Annotated in this window: 21 protein-coding genes; 5 read left to right on the top strand and 16 right to left on the bottom strand. The window is 61.7% G+C overall.

What is annotated here, in order from left to right:
• Positions 1-363 precede the first annotated feature (363 nt).
• Positions 364-2,025 (top strand): phospholipase D family protein, encoded by a 1,662-nt coding sequence (locus tag ABWO90_RS14885; RefSeq protein ID WP_353192000.1) that lies wholly within the window; start codon positions 364-366, stop codon positions 2,023-2,025.
• 293 nt (positions 2,026-2,318) lie between these two features.
• Here the strand turns inward: ABWO90_RS14885 and ABWO90_RS14880 are convergent, their stop codons facing one another.
• The 11 genes from ABWO90_RS14880 to ABWO90_RS14830 form a co-directional block, all read right to left on the bottom strand.
• A complete protein-coding gene (locus tag ABWO90_RS14880; protein WP_502922618.1) occupies positions 2,319-4,874 on the bottom strand; it encodes a TonB-dependent siderophore receptor in 2,556 nt (851 codons plus the stop codon).
• Between the two features lie 119 nt (positions 4,875-4,993).
• Positions 4,994-6,007, bottom strand: a complete 1,014-nt coding sequence (locus tag ABWO90_RS14875) for a FecR domain-containing protein (protein WP_353191998.1) — start codon at positions 6,005-6,007, stop codon at positions 4,994-4,996.
• A 2-nt stretch (positions 6,008-6,009) separates the two neighbouring features.
• Complete coding sequence (locus ABWO90_RS14870) at positions 6,010-6,534, bottom strand: sigma-70 family RNA polymerase sigma factor (protein ID WP_353191997.1); 525 nt, start codon at positions 6,532-6,534, stop codon at positions 6,010-6,012.
• A 412-nt stretch (positions 6,535-6,946) separates the two neighbouring features.
• The gene (locus tag ABWO90_RS14865) at positions 6,947-8,179 is read right to left on the bottom strand and encodes a phage head morphogenesis protein (protein WP_353191996.1); all 1,233 of its coding nucleotides are present in this window, start codon (positions 8,177-8,179) and stop codon (positions 6,947-6,949) included.
• Positions 8,180-8,202: 23 nt separating this feature from the next.
• Entirely contained in the window at positions 8,203-8,568 is a 366-nt protein-coding gene (locus ABWO90_RS14860) for a Gp49 family protein (RefSeq protein WP_353191995.1), read from the bottom strand.
• Positions 8,569-8,616: 48 nt separating this feature from the next.
• The gene (locus tag ABWO90_RS14855) at positions 8,617-10,146 is read right to left on the bottom strand and encodes a DUF935 domain-containing protein (RefSeq protein ID WP_353191994.1); all 1,530 of its coding nucleotides are present in this window, start codon (positions 10,144-10,146) and stop codon (positions 8,617-8,619) included.
• A complete protein-coding gene (terL, locus tag ABWO90_RS14850; protein ID WP_353191993.1) occupies positions 10,136-11,752 on the bottom strand; it encodes a phage terminase large subunit in 1,617 nt (538 codons plus the stop codon). Before terL ends, ABWO90_RS14855 begins: the two co-directional genes overlap by 11 nt.
• 6 nt (positions 11,753-11,758) lie before the next feature.
• A complete protein-coding gene (locus ABWO90_RS14845) occupies positions 11,759-12,256 on the bottom strand; it encodes a DUF1804 family protein (protein ID WP_150791878.1) in 498 nt (165 codons plus the stop codon).
• Positions 12,257-12,259: 3 nt separating this feature from the next.
• Entirely contained in the window at positions 12,260-12,550 is a 291-nt protein-coding gene (locus ABWO90_RS14840; protein WP_150791877.1) for a hypothetical protein, read from the bottom strand.
• Positions 12,547-12,768 carry a TraR/DksA C4-type zinc finger protein gene (locus tag ABWO90_RS14835; RefSeq protein ID WP_353191992.1) on the bottom strand — a complete coding sequence of 74 codons (222 nt, stop codon included), beginning with the start codon at positions 12,766-12,768 and terminating at the stop codon, positions 12,547-12,549. Before ABWO90_RS14835 ends, ABWO90_RS14840 begins: the two co-directional genes overlap by 4 nt.
• Positions 12,761-13,057, bottom strand: a complete 297-nt coding sequence (locus tag ABWO90_RS14830) for a hypothetical protein (protein ID WP_353191991.1) — start codon at positions 13,055-13,057, stop codon at positions 12,761-12,763. The genes ABWO90_RS14835 and ABWO90_RS14830 overlap by 8 nt, the downstream gene beginning before the upstream one ends.
• Between ABWO90_RS14830 and ABWO90_RS14825 the strand changes: the two genes are divergently transcribed.
• Positions 13,056-13,382 (top strand): hypothetical protein, encoded by a 327-nt coding sequence (locus ABWO90_RS14825; RefSeq protein WP_353191990.1) that lies wholly within the window; start codon positions 13,056-13,058, stop codon positions 13,380-13,382. The genes ABWO90_RS14830 and ABWO90_RS14825 overlap by 2 nt on opposite strands.
• On the opposite strand, the gene ABWO90_RS14820 is transcribed toward ABWO90_RS14825, so the two are convergent.
• From ABWO90_RS14820 to ABWO90_RS14800, 5 genes are all read right to left on the bottom strand, one after another.
• Complete coding sequence (locus ABWO90_RS14820; RefSeq protein ID WP_353191989.1) at positions 13,340-14,020, bottom strand: transglycosylase SLT domain-containing protein; 681 nt, start codon at positions 14,018-14,020, stop codon at positions 13,340-13,342. The two genes, ABWO90_RS14825 and ABWO90_RS14820, sit on opposite strands and share 43 nt — an antisense overlap.
• Positions 14,017-14,334 (bottom strand): putative holin, encoded by a 318-nt coding sequence (locus tag ABWO90_RS14815; protein ID WP_353191988.1) that lies wholly within the window; start codon positions 14,332-14,334, stop codon positions 14,017-14,019. Before ABWO90_RS14815 ends, ABWO90_RS14820 begins: the two co-directional genes overlap by 4 nt.
• A gap of 147 nt (positions 14,335-14,481) precedes the next feature.
• Complete coding sequence (locus ABWO90_RS14810) at positions 14,482-14,826, bottom strand: hypothetical protein (protein WP_353191987.1); 345 nt, start codon at positions 14,824-14,826, stop codon at positions 14,482-14,484.
• The gene (locus ABWO90_RS14805) at positions 14,819-15,346 is read right to left on the bottom strand and encodes a hypothetical protein (protein ID WP_353191986.1); all 528 of its coding nucleotides are present in this window, start codon (positions 15,344-15,346) and stop codon (positions 14,819-14,821) included. Before ABWO90_RS14805 ends, ABWO90_RS14810 begins: the two co-directional genes overlap by 8 nt.
• Positions 15,347-15,400: 54 nt before the next feature.
• Positions 15,401-15,871 (bottom strand): helix-turn-helix domain-containing protein, encoded by a 471-nt coding sequence (locus tag ABWO90_RS14800; RefSeq protein WP_353191985.1) that lies wholly within the window; start codon positions 15,869-15,871, stop codon positions 15,401-15,403.
• An 81-nt stretch (positions 15,872-15,952) separates the two neighbouring features.
• Between ABWO90_RS14800 and ABWO90_RS14795 the strand changes: the two genes are divergently transcribed.
• The 3 genes from ABWO90_RS14795 to ABWO90_RS14785 all read left to right on the top strand — a co-directional run bounded on the left by ABWO90_RS14795 (position 15,953) and on the right by ABWO90_RS14785 (position 18,849).
• Entirely contained in the window at positions 15,953-16,144 is a 192-nt protein-coding gene (locus ABWO90_RS14795) for a DNA-binding protein (RefSeq protein WP_353191984.1), read from the top strand.
• Entirely contained in the window at positions 16,141-17,184 is a 1,044-nt protein-coding gene (locus tag ABWO90_RS14790; RefSeq protein ID WP_353191983.1) for a hypothetical protein, read from the top strand. Before ABWO90_RS14795 ends, ABWO90_RS14790 begins: the two co-directional genes overlap by 4 nt.
• 69 nt (positions 17,185-17,253) lie before the next feature.
• Complete coding sequence (locus ABWO90_RS14785; protein ID WP_353191982.1) at positions 17,254-18,849, top strand: Mu transposase C-terminal domain-containing protein; 1,596 nt, start codon at positions 17,254-17,256, stop codon at positions 18,847-18,849.
• The last annotated feature ends 5 nt before the right edge of the window (positions 18,850-18,854 follow it).

Genomic DNA, 18,854 nt, shown 5'->3' with positions numbered 1-18,854 from the left:
TGCTCAAAAACCACTAACCACCGGGCTTTTCAGCCCGTCGCCCCAACCGCTTCGCCGCTTTCGCTGCGTCGCTGTCGTTGCGAGAGACGGAATATTAGTGAAAACCCCGAACCCTGGCAAGCCTTTTGTGAAAATATTTTGAAAAGGGCAAAAAAAGGCCCGCGTCGTGAGCGGGCCGAGATCCATGGGACAGGACACATGGAGGAGACGGACTCACTGTATCGGGGCATCCCCCGGCGACGCAACCAACGAATTCGCATATGCTTCCCGATAGCTTGCCCATATGGAAAGGCAACGTCCGCGTCGGCGCCGCGCCACCCGGCGCCTCCCCTACCCGACCTTCCTATATATAGAGCGCTCGAGATGTTCCTGTTTCACCTCTTTCGTCCGCTCCCCTCATTCCGCCATTGGCGGCTGGCGCTATCCGTGCCGTTGCTGCTTCTGGCCGTCGCCTGCAGTTCCGTGCGTCCACCGCCGGAACCGTCGCAGTGGGCGTCGCATACCCCTGCCGCTACATCGGGCGCCCTCGCCAGCGCACTCGCCCCCGCCATCAGCACGCACCCCGACCAATCCGGCTTCCAGCTGCTGGCAACCGGGTCCGCTGCGTTCACCACCCGTATCGCCCTCGTGCAGGCCGCCCAGCACAGTCTGGATGTTCAGTACTACAGCGCCGGCGAAGACATCACCGGCCGCCTGCTCCTGCAATCGCTGATCGACGCCGCCGACCGCGGCGTTCGCGTTCGCATGCTGGTCGACGACATCAACCGCCGTCACACCGACCCCGCCTTCGCGGTGCTCGATCATCACAGCAACATCGAGATCCGCGTCTTCAATCCGTTCGGTACACGCGACACCACCCTGCTCGAGCGCGCCGGCAACCTGCTCACGCGCTTCGACCAGCTGAACCGTCGCATGCACAACAAGGCGCTGGTTGCCGATAACCAGTTGGCCATCGTCGGCGGCCGGAACCTGGGGGACGAATACTTCGACGCCAACCCCGACCTCTCTTTCCGCGATTTCGATCTGCTGTGCGCCGGCCCGGTCGTAGACGCCATCTCCCGCAGCTTCGACCACTTCTGGACAAGCACCCAGTCCTATCCCCTGCGCCAGGTGCAATCGAAGATCGACAAGGAGACCCTCGACGCCACGCGCGACGCCCTCGCACGTCACTGGCGCGACGCCGACAACGTGCCCGCCGGTCACGAGGCCCTTCACCAACCGCCGCTCGCCGACGGCCTGCGCAGCGGCAAGGTGCCTCTCTTCTGGGCACCCGCCGAACTCGCAGCAGACACCCCCGACAAACTCGACGCCCCCGCCACGGAAACAAAGAGCGCCCCCGGTGACAAGCTCCGTCACCTGGCCGCGAACGCGCAAAGCGAAGTCCTGATCATCTCGCCCTACTTCGTGCCCCTGGACGGCGGCGTACGATTCCTCTCGATGCTGGCCAGGCGAGGCGTCAAAGTCCGCGTGCTGACGAACTCCCTCGCGGCCACGGATGTCGTGCCGGTCCACGCCGGCTACGCCCGCTACCGCCCGGCCCTGCTGCAAGCGGGCATCGAACTGTACGAGTTCAAGCCGATCCGCACGGAAAACGACGGCGACAGCACGGAGCCGCCCCGACGACGCGTCACCTTCGGCGGTTCGTCGCGCGCGAGTCTGCATGGCAAGGCCTACGTGATCGATCGCCGTGACGTCGTCCTCGGCTCGTTCAATCTGGACCCGCGGTCGGTGCGCCTGAACACGGAGCTGGCGATCGTCATCCACAGCCCCGAATTTGCCGAGCGCATGGCGCGCATCTTCGACCGGGCCGTCGCGCCGCGCGCCAGCTTCCGGGTCGAACTGGTCCCCCCCGGCACGACACCGCCCACACCGGCACTCCCCATTCCGCCGACCATGCCGGCGCTTCGCTGGGTCGGCGAGGAGAACGGCCATCCACGCGTATTCGACGTCGAACCGTATGCCCCTTTCTGGCGTAACGCCGTGGCCGGCGCCTTCACGCTTCTGCCAAGCGACGACCTGCTCTGAACGACACACGACGCGACACCGAACGACCCGCAACATGTCGGATGCCGCGAATGCCCTCGCCAAAACAAAGAACCGCCGCACCGGTCGTTCCGGTCGCGGCGGTTCTGGAAAACGTCATCGGCCTGCATCAGAACTCAAACGTTGCCGACGATGTCGCCGAGCGCGCATCGTCGACCGTCACGAAATTCCGCAATACCGCGTCAGCCGGCGTCAAAACGCGAAAGTTACCGACAGCATCGCCGAGCGCGCATCGCCAGCCGCCGCGAAATTGTGCAACATCGCTTCAGCCTGCGTCAGAACTCGAAAGTTGCCGACAGCGTCGCCGAGCGCGCGTCGCCGACCGCCACGAAATACTGACTGGCGCTCGACGGGTAGTACGTCTTGTTGAACACGTTCTTGACGTTCAACTGATAGTGAACCGGATGCCGCCCGATCTTCGTGTCGTAGGTCGCGAACACATCGGCGACGAAGTACGAGGGCAGCGTAAAGCTATTGGCCGAATCCCCCGGACGCGAACCGACATACCGCCCCACCGCCCCGAGCCGCAGATTGCCGCTGCCATCACCCAGCACCGGCCCCCAGTCGTAGACCGCCGCCAGCGACGCCGTATGACGCGCCGCGTTCACCAGCGTGTTGCCGGTGTAGAGAGGATCGTCCGTGGTCTTCGCGTCGATGAACGCGTAGCTGGCGATCACATTCCAGCGCTGGCCGATACGCCCAGACACATCCAGCTCGACGCCACGCGAGCGCGCCGCCCCCGACGTACGCCAGTCGATGCCCTTGGTCGCATCGTTGTACTGCGACACGAGCACATTGCGCTTGTCGATGTTGAATACCGCCAGCGTACCGCTCAGTCCGTTCGGCATGTCGAGCTTCGCGCCGATCTCGTATGACCTGGCATGCTCCGGTGCAACGTTCGAATCGATCACCACGCCCGACGACAGCGGCGCGATGGTCGACGTCGGCTTGAGCGATTCCGAATAGCTGCCGTACAGCGACAGGTAGTCCGCCGCCTTGTAGACCACGCCCGCACGCGGCAGCCACTTCGAATCGCTGATGTTCGTGTTGACCTGGAACGGCCGCCCCTTGCCCGCCAACTGGCTGTACGTCAGCAGACGCACGCCTCCCACGACGATCCAGCGATCGGTCACGTGAATGGCGTCCTGGAAGAAGAGCGACGCATCGTGCAGCGTATCGGTCTGATCGCTGTCGCTCGCCGACACCGTGGTCGGGATCACCTCGCAGCCATAGACCGGATTCAGGTAGTAGAACGTGCACTTCGCCGCCTGACGGATCAGATCGCGCCGGTAGATGCGCCGATACTCCCAATCACCCCCGAACTGCACATCGTGGCGCATGCCCGCAAGCTGCACCTTGCCGTCCAGATACGCGGTGCCGTAGCTATCGGTGCTGTCCGAGCCACGCGTGCCGTCGTTGCTGCGCGAAATGACGCCGGTATTCGTATTGATGCCGTTCACGCGCAATTGCGTGGCGTCATAGGTCTCGGTGTTGTAGCTGTAGCCGAAGTGCGCTTTCCAGTCCGGGTTGAACTGATGGTCGACGGTGATCTGCGCGAGATGCGACTGACCGGTCATCTCGTTATGCACGTCGTCCAGACGCCGGCGCGCGGGAATGGCCAACGGCTTGTTGGTCGTCGGATCGATCACCGTGCCACGGTCAAACGGCGTGAGGAAGTTGCGGTACTCGTACGAGAGCACGACCTGCGTGTCGCGTCCGTAGTAAGCGAGCGTCGGTGCGACCAGCGTCTCACGCTGCGATCCGAAGTTACGCCAGTACTGCTGGTTGTTCTGATCGACGACCAGCCGGTACGCGAGCCCGGTGTCCCCGATCGGCCCGGTGGTGTCGAGCGTCGACTCCACGCCGTTCTTGCCGTGTCCGTAGGTCGTGCCCGCCACACTCACCGCCGTATAGGACTTGAGCAGCGGACGCTTGCTCACGACGTTGATCACACCCCCCGGGTCCATGATCCCGTAGAGCAACGACGTCGGCCCCTTGAGCACTTCCACGGCATCGGCGTTGGCGTTCAGGCCCCGGCCCTGCACGAGCGGCATGCCGTTGTGCATGATCGAGCCGTCGCGATTGCCCCCGAAGCCTCGCTTGAGCAGCGTGTCCTGCGTGCCCGCCAGCGTGTTGCCCTGCACGATGCCGCTCACATTGACGAGCGCGTCGTCGAGCGTGCGGGCGCGCTGGTCGGCCAGCACTTGCTTCGGCACCACGTTGACGGCTTGGGGAATCTCGAGGATCGGCGTATCGGAGCGTGTAACGTTGGCGTCGACCGGCATGCGATAGGCATCGGTCCAGGCTTGCGCCTGCACGTGGGTCGCCGGCAGCGCCACATCTGCACCGCCACTCTCCGACAGCCCGGCCGCCACCGGTGCCCCTTGCGGCACCAGCGTATAGCCGGCGCCCTGCGGCGAAGCGACCAGCCCCGTGCCCGCGAGCAGTTGGCCGAACGCGCCCGGCACGTCGAACCGGCCCTGCACGCCCGGGCTTTGACGCCCCGCTGTCAGTGCGGGCGCATAGGTGAGCAAGATGCCCGCTTCACGGCCGAAGCGGGTCAGCACGGCATCGAGCGATCCGGCCGGGATGTCGTAGACACGCGTCGCCGCCGTCGTGGCTTTCGCAACGGCCCCCGACTGTGCGGGCGTCTGCGCGCAGGCGGCGCCGGTGGCGAGTGCCGCCGCGAACGTCACCGCGACCGCTGCGCAAACGCGGCGGCGACGTGAAACGGAAGCCCCGGAAAGCGGCTCTCCGACACGGACGTGCAAGCGGCGACGGGCACGTGCGGCATGCGGCGCACGTGGAAATTCGGGTGAAGCGACAGCCATGATGTGATGTCTCGTTCAGGCAATGGAGAGAAGGTTTCACTTCCCTTGTCACGCGAAGCCGACGAAACAGCTCACTGACCGGACAAAAAACTGAAAATGTTCGAGAAGCCGAGTGCGCGTCAGCCTCGCGGCCCGACCGTCACCCAATAGCGCGTGACGGACGTCACCGACACCGGCAGCGCATGCGGCAGCACGCCAAGTACCGCGTCAATGTCGGCCAGCGGATACGTGCCCGAGACCCGCAGCGCCGCCACGGACGGGTCGCACCGCAGGTATCCCCGTCGATAACGCGATAGCTCGGCAAGGAAGGCGTCGAGCCGCATGTCGACGGCGACGAACATACCGTCGGTCCATGCCCCGTCGCCGGGTGCGAGCGGCAAGACCGGCGTCACATCCATCGACGTGAACTGCGCCTGCTCACCGGCCCGCACGATTGGCGCATGCGCCGCATTGGCGTCGCCGCCGCCCTTGGGCGTCACTCGCACGGCCCCTTCGAAGACCTGCACCGTGGCGCGCTCCGCCTGCGCCGTCTGGCGCACCGAGAAGCGCGTCCCCATCGGCGTCAATGTGGCCTGCGACGTGACGACGACGAGCGGTCTCGGCGGCACATGGCCGGCATCCTTGCCCGTCGTGACCATGATTTCCCCCTCGACGAGGGCGATGTGCCGAACGGCACCGTCCATCGACAACCGCACGGCACTTCGCGTATTGAGCACGAGGGTCGTACCGTCGGACAGTCGCAGCGTACGGCGCTCGCCCGAACCGGTGCGCGCATCGGCACGCAGCCACTGAACGGCGAGCGGATCGCCGGCCACCCATGCGCCCGTGCCGACGAATACGGCTCCGGCGATCGCCTTCACGGCCATGCGCCGCCCGCGCGAACGCGGAGCCCGCAGTGCCGCCTGGGCAACGGCCGCGCCGAGCGTGCCGGACGCCTGCCGCATGCGACCGTCCGCGCTCTCGATATGGCACCAGGCGCGCTCGTGCTCGGGATTCGCCTCGCGCCATCGCAGACAGGCGGCGCGCGCCGACTCGGTGGCGTCGCCGCCCTGCAGCGTCACCCACCATTGCACGGCTTGTTGAGCGATACCGGCATCGAAGCCGCCAATGCGCGCCGCTGCGGTCTGTGCCATCGTCACGCGGCCCCCATCGCGAAGAAGCATTGCGTGCCCGCGCGCACCAGATGACGCTTCACCGTGGCCAGCGAAATGCCCAGTTCGGCGGCGATCTGCGCATGGGTGAGGCCGTCGAGCTGCGCCAGCAGAAATGCACGTTTGACGAGCGCCGGCAGGCCGTCGAGGCACCGGTCGATTTCCAGCAGCGTCTCGAGCACGACGGCGCGTTCCTCGGGAGACGGTGCCAGAGCTTCGGGTTGTTGAGCGAGGGCGTCGAGATAGGCGCGCTCGATCTGTTCGCGGCGCCAGTGGTTGTACAGGACACGTTGCGCAACCGTCGTCAGAAACGCGCGCGGCGAGGCCAGCACGCGCGGCGGGTCGCGCTCCAGCAAACGGACGAACGTGTCGTGTGCCAGGTCTGCCGCGCGGTGCGAACAGCCGGTCTTGCGATGCAGCCAGCCGTGCAGCCAGCCGTGATGGTCGTTATAGAGTCCCTGCAGCGTGTCGAGTGCGGTATCGCGCGGCAGCGTGTCGTCGGCGGGCATGCGCCCCTCCTGTGCCCGGGCCAGGTGTGGCCGCAAGGCGCAGGCACCCGTTTTGCAAATGAGAATCGTTCGCAGTATAGCAAACAACCCTCCCGGGGCGACGGCACCCCGACACTACGCGTGGTGCGTAAGCGACACCGCCGCAACGAGCGGCGGTGCGCCATGCTTGCACATCGCCGTCACCGCGCGACGCGGCGACGCGGGGACACTGGGGGACTGTTTAGATTGACCTACTCCAGGAAGGTCTAAAAAAGTCGAAAAATGCCCGGAAAGCCTTGTCCGGTGGTTCTCGGGCTGTGGATAAGTCGAATTGTTGATCAGACGTTTAATTTGACCCAAAAACTAACAAAATCGGACGACAATTTCGCCAATAATTCGTCCGGCACCTGCCAAGAATCCGTCCACTGATCGCTCAAAGTGAGCCTCCAACGACCCGGAACCGAGGCGACGACATCTCGGCAGGGTCCATTGTCCCGAGTTCGATTCCGGTTCCTGTTCGATTTCCGTCTGATATCTGGTCGAGTCGCAGTCGAATGACAGGCTGCTTTCCTGCGATCTTCCCCTCCGGCACAAGAATGACAAGCGGAGTTGCCCCGCTATCTGTCGTGTCGACCAGCACAGCCTTGTAATCCCACAGCAGCGAGGGCACGCGTTCCTGCCACGCGCGGGGCCAGCTCGACAGCGCGGCCATTTCCCCGGCCGACGCGATGGCTTCGTCCGCTCCCGCCTGCGCAACCGCGACCAGCGATTCCGTCGAGTACGCGGGGAACTCCTGCGCAATGATCGCCGGCAGTTCGGCCTCCATAAAGCCGGCAACCGCAGGCTCGGCCACTTGCGTTGATGTCACCGGCCGCTCAAGCCAGTCACTCCAGCGCTGCTGCATCGCCTTGCGATACTCCAGCCCGACCGAATTCATGATCGCGTTGTTTTGCATGTCCACCGGCAGGCTCGCCAGCTTCTGGCCAAGCGCCATATCCGGCCCCAGCCAGGACTGCCCGACATTGTGATCCCAGCCGGGATCAATCCCCTGAGGCACGCGATCGGTGACTTCGCCGTCGGCGTTGGTGATCAGTCGATAGCGGACGTCGGGTTCGTTCGACGCCTGTTTGCCGGCGGACGACATTTCAGCCTCGGAGTATGAACGCACTGTGCATCGGCAATTCCAGCCGCATGGAGGGTAATGCGTTCGCCAGAACGGCGACGTGACCGGCAGAATTGTGCCATTCCATGCACGATGTTGAGGCCGAGTCTTACTGTCGAGCACCGCCCGATATTCAAGGAATGGGCGGCGGTCTGCATTCTCAACGATCTGCTGCCAACGCCCGGCCATATAGGCCGAGTGCATGTTCGCCCGGAAAATCAGCTCCGTGCGCCAGCCGCGCGAGCCACGATAAGCCCAGCCTGATCGCTGTACCGTCGCGTCGAAATCTTTGCGGAATTGCGACAGGGTCGTGCCGGCTTCCTGCGCACGCATCAGCGCGGCCTGGATGTCTTTGACCACGTCGAGCGGAGCGCCGGCGACGGTGAAAGCCGTGGCATGCATCGGCCCCAGCATGTCATTCCAGCGATCCGTGGCTACGGGAACCTTGTCACGCAGGTTCGCGATGGCATTGTCGGCACGTACGCCGAAAGGTTGAACATCCATATTGGTAAGTCAGGAGGTAAAGGTTACGCGCCGGCTTGGTCATGCAGCCGCTGACGAAGCAAATAGCCTTCGAGCTGCCAGATCCTGGACATCGCATTTTGTCGAGCGACTTTGCGCCCGATCTCCGCGTCGAAGTTCTCGGGGCTAACACATGCGCTCTCACCAGTGACAGTGAAGCCGTTGCGCAAACGCAGCACGCAGATGGTCAGTACACCCAGCGCCGAGTGCGTACCGGCGGGGATGCCTTTGTCTTCGTTGGCGCGCTGATACCCTTGTTCGGCGGTGAAATACACCTCATCGATGATGGTCGCCTCGATATCGGCGGGCGTCAGTCGGGGTGCGGTCTTCCCCGTCTCCTGAATCAGTTGTTCGATGGCTTTATCGGACATGGAAATCTCCTTTAATGGTGCTTGAAACCCCGATTGAACGGGGGCGTGTCAGCCTTCGTTTGACGAGTCGACATAGCCCTGGGTCGCGGACCAGTCGAGCGCTTGTCGCATGATCGTGATGAGCTCGGAGTTGTCGATCTCGCCAACCAATTGCGTCAGCTTTGCTTGAATGTCTGCCAGCGACAGCCCGTCGCGCTCGGCTTGCTCCAGCATGCGGGCGATTGGCTCGATTACAGCCGCACTCAGCGCCACGTCGGCTGCGTCGGACGCCGCGCGCACGCGAGAGTCTTCGGCACGAGCTGATGCAAAAACGGCTGCGTCGTCTGATGCGGCGAACTCGGCCGCCGATGGGCGGCTGTCCATCGGCATGAGCGCGTCGTCTTCTTCGGTCGCCTGCGGAATATTCAACTCTTCGAGCATGGCCCTACGAGACGGGCGTGCGCCCATGTTTGCGGCGATCTGGTAAGTCTGGGCGCGATCCTTGCCGGCCGCGTTGATCTGGAAGAACTCCAGCTCGGGCGACGGCACGTCTTCACCGAAATTGAAGGTCGTGATCCACCTGAAAATCTGGGACATTGATGCCGACGCGATATCGCGATCGGAATCGTTGATATTGCTTTGCCGCTTCATCGCAGTCTCGGTCGCGGCGCGCGCCCCGACGTTTTGCAGCTCAGCGAGCATTGCCTGGCCCGTAAGGCACTTCGACATTTCACGGTTGGCGGCGTTGATCATCGACTCCTGCGGCAGCATCGAACCGGTGGTGTTTGCGATCAACAGTTCCACGCCAGTTCCTTCAGGGACGATGGCATATCCGCTGTCGATCATGGCCTCGATCGCTCGCGCCAATTCTTCCTGTTCGTCGTCGGTTGCGCCCAGTCCGTAACGTGCCACGGGCCACGGCAGCCCGTGGCGCTCGCAGAACTTCACGAAGTACTTCCAGCCACCGGTCTTGAACGTCCACGGCCAGAAACACCCGGACAGGAGCGCGGATCCGTACGGGTTGGACATCGTGGCCATATGGCGCGACACGATGAAGCGATACGGGTCTTCCACCACAGCCCCGACCGGTTCCGATCGGGTCTTCAGCATCAATTGGGCGTCGACATCAAAGCCGAAACGACGGTTCGGCCGGTCAATGACACTCGTCGGAACAATAAAGCCGTCCCAGTTGTTCCACACCAGCTCGTGCACGCGGTAGCCGGTGAAAATAGCGGTGAGCATTTGCCACATGACCTCAAGCCAGTCGGTAACGACGGCGTTCGGCCGGAAGCTCTGCATCCACTGCTCACACAAGTCCCGCGCTTGCTGGGCTTTGGCGTCATCTTCCGCCCACGTCACGACGCGGTAGTCCATGCCGCGAAACTCGCCACGGATAGAGCGAACTTCGCCGATAACGTGAGCGTCGGCCAGGATCGATGCATATACCGCGTCTGCGACGCCCATCGCGCGAAGCACCGGATCCGGATTCGGCAGCATGTGGAGCTTGCCGAAGAAATTCGGGTCCGAATCGGCCGCCGCCGCCTGCTTTCCGAATGTGTTGCGCACCGAGCGCGCGAACCCTTTGATATCAAGCCCCATAGAGAGACACCTTTCGCTTGCCGAATTTGATTTTGGGAATGACCGAGCCCAGGCCCGAATAGGCCAGCATGAAGAGCATCTGCAGCGCGTCCGGTCCGTCGTCGTGGTCGGCCTCCGGGTAATGCGTCAGCTGCTCAATGAGCACCGTCTGGTTCTTGTGAAGGCGCACTGTGCCGTTCGCGGTGTGAGGCTGTAGCGATAGGATCCGCAAATCCTTGTCTTCCTCCGAACGAATGCCACGCGCCGGAATCGGGATGCCTCGCTCTCGCGACCGCTCTACCAAAACATCCTTAAAAAACTCCTGAAACTGGATGATCTCGATGCCCCAGACCAAGCAGCGATATTCCTCCTGGAAGCTGATCATCGTTTCGATCTGCAGGTTTGGCACCATGCGTGCGATCTTCGCTTCGACCACATCAAGAACGCCGGTTTTCCGGTTGAGGCCGCCGACCAGGCACGCGCAAGGATCGCGGCCCTTGTTGCGTTTGCCCATCGACGGATCGTGGGCCCCGTAGAAGATCCATGCATCCGATGGGTGAACCCAGAACACGAGCTTTTGGAACGGGGCGTCTTCGCTGTTCGTCGGATCGTTCTGATACTCGCAATCGAACGCATGATGGTCGTTCGCCCGGATCTTCATGAGGCGCAGCAATGGCCGCATGCTCGGCCAGGAAACGATTGCGCCATCGTCCATTTCGGCGCGGCGCTGTTCATAGAATTCGTCTGCAGCTTCCTCGCCTTCGTTGAGAAACGCTTCCTCCCACTTTTCCCAAAGGTCCATACGCTTGGGCCACTCGATGATGGCTCGGAACTTCCGGGACTCCCACAGTGGGCTACGGTGCACGCGGTTGGCCACACCGTCGTAATGCAGAATCGTGTTCAGATAGATGATGTCCATCGAACCGTCCGGCGGACCGAGCGGCATTACAACCTTCTTGAGCCAACGTTCGAGTTTGTCGCGCTGGGTTTTCTGTTGGACGTTCTCATCGTTTTCGATGTCGTCCAAGAGCACCAGGTCGGGGCGGAACGGGCCATGCCGAATGCCGCGCATGCGCTTGCCCGAGCCGAACGCCTGCAGCTTGATATCCGTAGCAGTCAGCGCAACGCCCACGTTCCACACGCGGCCCTTCCCGACGTGCTCCGGGAAGTCCATCACCAGGCGCGGATTGTCCGTGAGCTCCACCTTGATCGCTTCGAGCATCATCTGCGCCTGATCGCTGCTGTCCATCACAATCGGGATGAAGTGCTTGGACTGGCGCACGATGCAAAGTAACGTGAACACCTGCGTGACCAGCGTTGACTTGGCCTCACCGCGCGGCGCAGACAGGTTGATCAACTTCCCTTGTTTGGCGGCAATGCGCTTCGGCAAACTGTCGAAGCACCAGTCGTGGAAGACAGACGACTCGGCGCTGTTGCTGTAGTGCGGAAAATACGTCTGGAAGAAGAACCGATAGTCACCTGCGAAGACACGCATGCGGCGCTCCAGGCGTGCGTCTTCGTCCGGCGTGAAGCCGTCGCACGCGGCCTCAATCAGCCGGCGCTGGTCATCGGTGAATGCCATCAGTTCCTTCAGGAACTGTTCGGCGGCGTTAGATTTTTTTGCCATCTTCTATCAGGAGTACTTCTTCGCGACTTCCTGGCCAAACTCTTCCAGGTATGCAATGAATCGGGCGTGTTCTTTCGGGTACTTCGCCTGTACAAACGAGGCAAAGTCGCGCAGCACGTCCATGCAGACCGATAGCGTGGCCAGCTTCGGGTTGGAGCGACCAGCCGCGTTGACGGTCTTGATAAAACTATCCGACAAGCGAGCGAGAATGTCGGCCTTCTGGAGCGGCTGCAACTTGGCGTTGTTCTTCAGCTCTTCTAAGGTTGCAAGGAACTGCACCGACATCTCTTCGACCACTTGGCTCGTCATGTTCTCGATATTGCCGCGAGACATGCGCTGGGCCGAGCGCGCGATATCCCAATCGTCGCCCGCTTCTTTCGCCGCCCGCTTCCAGTTCCGTGCGGTTTGGTACGACACCTTGCACACGTCGGCAGCCGTCGTGAGGGGCATGCCCTGCAGGTATTTCGCGCGAAGTTGGTTGCGAGTCTTCGGGTCGTGAGCCATGCGTCAGCCCTTGGAGACGAATTGCCGCACGATCTCGCCCAATGCGACCATTGCTACGCCCGCGATGCTGCCCATGCCAGCCGTCTTCACGACCAGCTTCCCGTGATCGCCTTCGAGCTTGCTGACTCGATTTTCGAGTCCGTCCATGCGGTCGGTAACTGCCCCTTTCAGGTCGTCAATGCGCTGATTCGTTGCTGCCTGGCCGTTTTGCACCATGGCGCGAATCCCGCTCAGTTCGCCCTGGATTTGGCCCAGTGCCAGCAGCACTTTGTCGTTGGTGTCGCTAAGACTCATCGTGGATTCCCCGTTCTCCGCACTTCAAATCGTCCCTGGCATTCCTTGCAGCGTGTGGCATATGGCACGCATGCGCGTCGCTCGGCGGGGATCGGTACGCCGCAATCGACACATTCCGATGTGCCGGATCCCCGGCATTGGGCGCGTGCGAGCGCGATCGCATCGTCTCGCTGCGCCTGCTCTAACTGCTGCGCCAGCTCGAACTGACGTTCATTCATTGTTGTTGTCGTCCTTCAGTAGATACGGCTCGCATTCCGCCGGCATTGCGTCGATCGCTTGCAGCACTCCACAGAACCGTGCGGCAAGGCGGTAGTACAACTGCGCGACATCACGGTGATTGGCCTCCAGATCCTTCACCCGTCCGCTCTGCGGTTGCGGCAGAGGCTCGGGAGCTCGCGTCAGGTTCGGCGGCGGGGGCACTCGCAAAGGGTCCAGCATTGGCGGCACGCCAACGCTGCAAGCGCTCATCAGGCAAGACGTAATCGTCAATAGGAGCAGTCGCGTCATGGCGGGCTTCCTCTTCGAGTTTCTTGTAGTAGCTGTCGACGCGCTGGGCGCTCTTGTCCGCACGTACGCCGGCTTTCTGGCCTCGCTCGATGTCACCTTCGACCCGGTTTCGGTCGGCCTGGTAAGCGCGTTGTGCCTCGGCCAGTCGGTCATCTGCCGTGACGCTCTTCCCGTCAGCGCGCCCGACCAGATAGGCCGCGAGGTGCGTCGCGATTGGTGCGAGTACTGCGAGGACAATGAGGATCACGCGAGCGAAAGGCTTGACGTCGGGAAGTTCGATATTCATTTCGTGCAACTCCCCGAGCCCCAGCCGGCGCGCACATAAAGAGGTTCGTGCTGCAGCAAGATCCGGCGCGGGTAATCAGCGTTTTCTCGCTGATTGCCTGGCGTGATCCCCGGATTGATGTCGCACGTTTTCGCTAGGCAGTACTCGGGAAATCCGGACAACTTTTGCCGCTTGTAAACCCAGCCCAACCCGCCGTTGTAGCCGCTCAGTGCGAACGCCATACGTTCGCAGTGGTTCGCGGCCTTCACCCGGTCATAGAGGTGCTTGTCGTAAGTGACGAGCGCACGTAGCGCCCAGGTGGGATTGAATGGGTCGTTCTCGCGCAGGCCTGCGTAGGCGCCGCTGATCCAGCTCGCGGTCGACGGCATGAACTGGGCCAGACCTTCCGCGCCGACCGGGCTTTTTGCGCTGGCGCGCCATCGGCTTTCTTGATGAATCTGCGCGGCGAACGTGGAAACAGGTGCGTCGACGCCCCAGACGAGCTGCGCCTGGCGGCGAAGGTCGAGGCGATAGCGAGCGGCATCCTGAGGCACCTGCGCGCGCGCGGGCGTCGAAGCCACCAAGCCTGCTACGGTGATCGCCAGAATGAGGACGAGCGCGGCGAGAGCGGCGAGCAGTGCCCGAAAAGCCCGTAAGGCGTCTTCACGCCACGCGCGCATGATGAGATCGAAAATCATGCCGCTAGACCCACGCAAATCAGGCTGGCCGCGACGATGATCGCGCGCCGCAACGATGCTGCCTGAAATCCATCGACGCATTGTTTCCCGTCGACATCGCAGTTGTCCAAGAACTCATGCGGACGGGCGTACGGGAAAATCAGTCGATCAAGCCAGTATCCGCCCCAGCCGCCGAGCGACATGAGGTGCGCTTTGTAGAACGTGATCGACAGCAGCGGATCGGACTGCCGGGTGAGGTAGGCAAGAACGGCCAGCACGATACTGGCAAGCAGCCAAACGGTGAGGCGCGGGGTCTTGAGGCGGGACAGTTTCACGTAGAGCACTCCATGACTCGGGGTGCACTCGTGAAGGTGGCACCCGTAACCTGAGACCTCAGGTTACGGATGCGATGACGCTATGACTTTGTGAAATGTTTCACAAACGAGCGAACGTACGAGACGCAAATGTCTCGTGACACTCACCTATTTTTTGTAGATCTGCCGGTACAACTGATTGGCTTCGCGTTCTGCATTTAAGCGTGCGTTCTCGTCTTGTTTGGTCAGCATGCCACAGTAGGTATTGGCATTGGACAGATCACCTAGATTCAACTGTGGGCTGTCCGACCGAAGTATCAGCAGATACCAAGAACATGCTTTCGAGAAATCACGCAGGTCCGCACCATACGTGTAGGCGAGGTTTCGCTGAGCTTGATAGTCCCCCGCCATTGCTTTCGGCAAATACGCTTGCGGTGATGGCGCGCCAATGACCGCGTTCGCGTATGCAACCGAAGCGATTGCCATCGACAGAGTCAACAATTTTTTACGCATTTCGTGCTTCCCAGTAGGTATTCCATCGTGCCATTGTGTACGCGAGCGTGGCGCGCAGCTCCCAGACTGACAAGGTCTTCAGTACATCCCGACTGAAGTGAGATCGCGTGAACTCAAGCGTAGTCGCTTTGAGTTGCGGGACGATCGTCCAGATTCGCATCACCTGGGCAACCATCGCCTCTACAGAAAGCTCTTGACCGGCTGCGCAGTTTTTCCATCCGGTCAAATATAGAGACGCTCGTGGAAACATCTCTGCCGTCATACCGTCGACACCCCCAACGTTTAGATGCGTATTCAGCGATGCCCGCACCAGTCGCGTAGAGACAATCCCGGACTCGGCCAACACAACCTCTTCCGTGAGCGATGACAGCTTGCTTCGCTCTTCACGAGAGAGCATTGGTGCGGCTGGTCCGTTGGCGTGCAACACCTGCGTTATCGATAAATCCCCGGCTACCTGGATGATGCCGAACCCCGAGGCAGTCATTGAACCTAGTGCTTTTGTCGATTTTCTAGTTGCCATGCCGTACTGGTTTCCTCCTAATTATCGCGTGTGAAGTTGCATACCAATTGAACTTCATTTTCTGGTCGTGCGAATTCGCGTGTGGCCACCGACCTGAGTAATCCCGGAGCCACTGGCGATCATATTCCCGTGACCGTGAATGCGTGTGTCACTACTTTGTGCGCCCGGCGCGCCCGAGGGAGTGGGCAAAGGTGCGGGAAGAAATGCCACAACCATCGCCGCCAGTTGCACGGGCGTTACAGCCATGTCCGAAGCGGACACCATCGTGAATGCTTTTTCCACCGCCAACTTCACCGCGTCGACACCAATGCCGGCGTCTGAGGTGCGCTCCCCGGTGACGACATAGCCGACATCAGCGCCGTGCCGAGCGATGGCAGCCAAATATGTGGCATCTGGTGAACGTTTGTTGGTTTCGTAGTTGCCTTGCGTTGTCTTTGTCACCCCAGCAAGGTCAGCAAATGCTGACTGACTAAGCTGAAGACGGCTTCTTTCTTCTCGCAAACGCGAGCCAAAGTCATTTTCCATGATCGCCCTATTGCAAGGTCAACGTTTGTTTGCTATTGTTGTCCAAACGTTGTCCATGTGAATGTCAATTGTGGAGCAAATATGACAGGTGACGCCGCCAAGCGCAAGTTGCGTGAACAGGGGAAGACCATCAAAGAGTGGGCTGCCGAGCACGGATACCCCTACGTTTTAGTTTCTCGCGTCATTCGCGGTGTGCAAAAAGCGAACTATGGCAAAGGCCATGAGGTCGCCGTGGCACTCGGAATGAAGCAAGCCGCCGGGGAGGAAGCATGAGCCGAGTCAGGAGCATCGTGCCCTCCGAAAAGGCGGGCCAAATTGATGATGCAGCCGGCAGCGTTGCCGTGACGGTAGTGAAATCCCCGGATGTTCGGGGATTTGGCGACGCCGAACGTGCGTTGGCCGATGCACTGGGCGTGTCTGTAGTAGCGGCCCCGGAAGCGCGTGTCGGATCCGCCGTATCGAAGATGAATTCCGCCTTGCGGCTCATCATCGAGGCCGGGCTCGAATTGCTCAGCGTGCGCGCCGAGTGCCCCCACGGAAAATTCGAAGAACTGCTCGCAGATCGCGGCATTCCGAGCCAGCGGGCCAGCGAGGCCATGACTTACGCTCGATTCGCGGCATCGCTGTCGCCCGATGATCGGGACCGCGTCATCGAAATGCCGAAGTCGAAAGTGCTTGAGCTCGCGAAAGCCGATCCGGAAGTGCTACAGGATCTGTTCGAAGACGACGCGAAATTTGACGAGCTGACAGCCCTGTCGGTGCGCGACCTTCGTGTCGCACTGCGCGATGCGAACGCAAAGCGCACGGACCTTTCCACGCGCAACGAGACGCTGGAGCGCGAACGCGATCGCTTGCAGGAAGAGCTGCGTGTGTTGCGCGAGGGTCGGGTGCGCACTGGCGGCGACGTGCCGGCCGTTGTGCAGGACATTCGGCTGGAATGCGCCGCACTTCACAAGAAGGCGCTTATGGCGGTCGAGGATGTCGGTCGACTCGGGCGGGAATTCTTTGTGAACGGCCTGCCCGACGACTCCGAGTGGAACGTGCCCGTCGTGCGTCATCTGTATGGCTCACTCGCCTCCCTGCATGCCGTCATCGGCGGGCAGCTCGCGGACCTTCATAAGAGCTTCGGCCCTCGCGTAGGCGGTGAATCATCGGTGCTCGATACGTTTTCCCCGGAGGAAGCGACGCGGTGCGCGCTTGAATACCGCGCGTTGATCCAAGAGCACGACCACGAAGCCAAGGCCCGCGAGTGGGAGCGTGAAATGGACCGCCCGCGCAAGGCTGGTCGACCACGCACCGCTCCGAAGAAGTAATCCCCCGATCAGATCGACTACCGCCCATCAAGGTGCGATATGCGCTCCGTACTCATCAAATCCGACACCATGACCAGCCAAGTTCCGGCTGCGCTGAATAGCGACCCTTGGCTGGTCGCCACCGAAGCGCAGCGGCAGACGGCTGAGCTGCGATATCAGTTGATCGGCCCAGGCGTTCAATTGATCCAGTCCGGCGCCAGCGTCAACAATGTTGCGGCGTTGCTTTGCGAGCGTCTGCGCGATGCAGAGTCCGCTGTCCAGAAACAACTGCTCGCCCACTTGGGTGAGGTGCCGTCCCTGTCCACGCTCAAGCGCTGGCTCTCAGCGTTCCGCCGCCAGGGCAAGGTCGGTCTGCTGTCCCATCACACCGGCCGCGTCCGCAAGGAATACGGCTGGGAGCTGCGCGCTACGGCGTTGTTCAATCTGCCGAGCAAACCGAGCTATTCGGCCGTGTCGCTGAAGCTGCGCAAGGAAGGGTTCGATACCGCGACGGAATCACGCGTGAAGACATACCTGAAGTCTTTGCCGGCGACGTTGGGTGAGAACAGCCCCGCCCGCATTGGCAAGCACCTGCATAAATTGCGTCACCAGAAGTACCAGCCCCGCACATTGGAGCAGATCAAGGTTGGCGACATCTACGCAGGCGACGGCCACACCTGCGACTGCTATGTCGCGCATCCGAACACCGGCGGCTTGTTCCGTCCCGAACTTACCGCGTTCATCGACATTCGTTCGCGGTACGTGCCCGGCTGGTATCTGTCCGAGTCGGAGTCGGCGTTGTCGACGGTATTCGCGCTGTCTCACGCGATGCAAACCCACGATCACCTGCCGCTCTTTCTCTACCTGGACCGTGGCGCAGGCTACCGGGCCAAGATGCTCAACGACGAGTCGACCGGTTTTTATGCGCGATTCGAGATGGACGTCATCGGCGCTTTGCCTGGCAACCCGCATGGGAAAGGCTGGATTGAGCGGTGGTTCCGCACGGTACGTGACCATCACGACAAGTTCTTTGCCGGTGGCCAGCTTTACTGCGGCGACGACATGGCAGAGGAAGTGAACCGTCGTCTGTCCGTACAGGTGCGCTCGGGCAAACGCCAACTGGCGTCCCTGGCCGAATACATGGCCAGCCTGGCCAACTTCATTCACGAGTACAACCACACGCCCATGGAAGTGCTGGAGGGCCGCACGCCCGCCCAGGTATGGGCATCGCTTGATCGCAATCCCGTTGTGTTGTCTGCCGAAGCCATCGTCCGGCCGCGCGAGAAACGCACCGTGCGTCGTCAGATGGTGGAGCTGCACAAGCGCCAGTACTACGCCGCCGAGCTGGCGCTATACGACGGCAAGTCGCTCACGATCGAGTACGACCTGCACGACGACAAAACCGTGTGGCTTTACGACGCAAAGGACCGATTCATCTGCCAGGCGTCCATCGTTCGCACTATCGGCGTCGTGCCGCAGTCGCGCATCGATGAGCAACGCGAGAAGCGTTTGCAAGGCCAGATCAAGCGCCTGGAGCGAAAGGCCGACGAAGCCCGCGCCAGGTCGTTGGACAGCGTGACCCTCCAGGACCAACTGGCGCAACTGCCCGATCTGCAAGTTCAACCTGTCATCGATCTGGAGCGCCCTGGCAAGGGAATCGTGATCGATTTGCTCGACAACAACTAAGGAGC

This window comes from Pandoraea pnomenusa, assembly GCF_040391475.1.
Taxonomy (GTDB): Bacteria; Pseudomonadota; Gammaproteobacteria; order Burkholderiales; family Burkholderiaceae; genus Pandoraea; species Pandoraea pnomenusa_C.
This window is presented reverse-complemented; position numbering and strand designations above follow the sequence as displayed.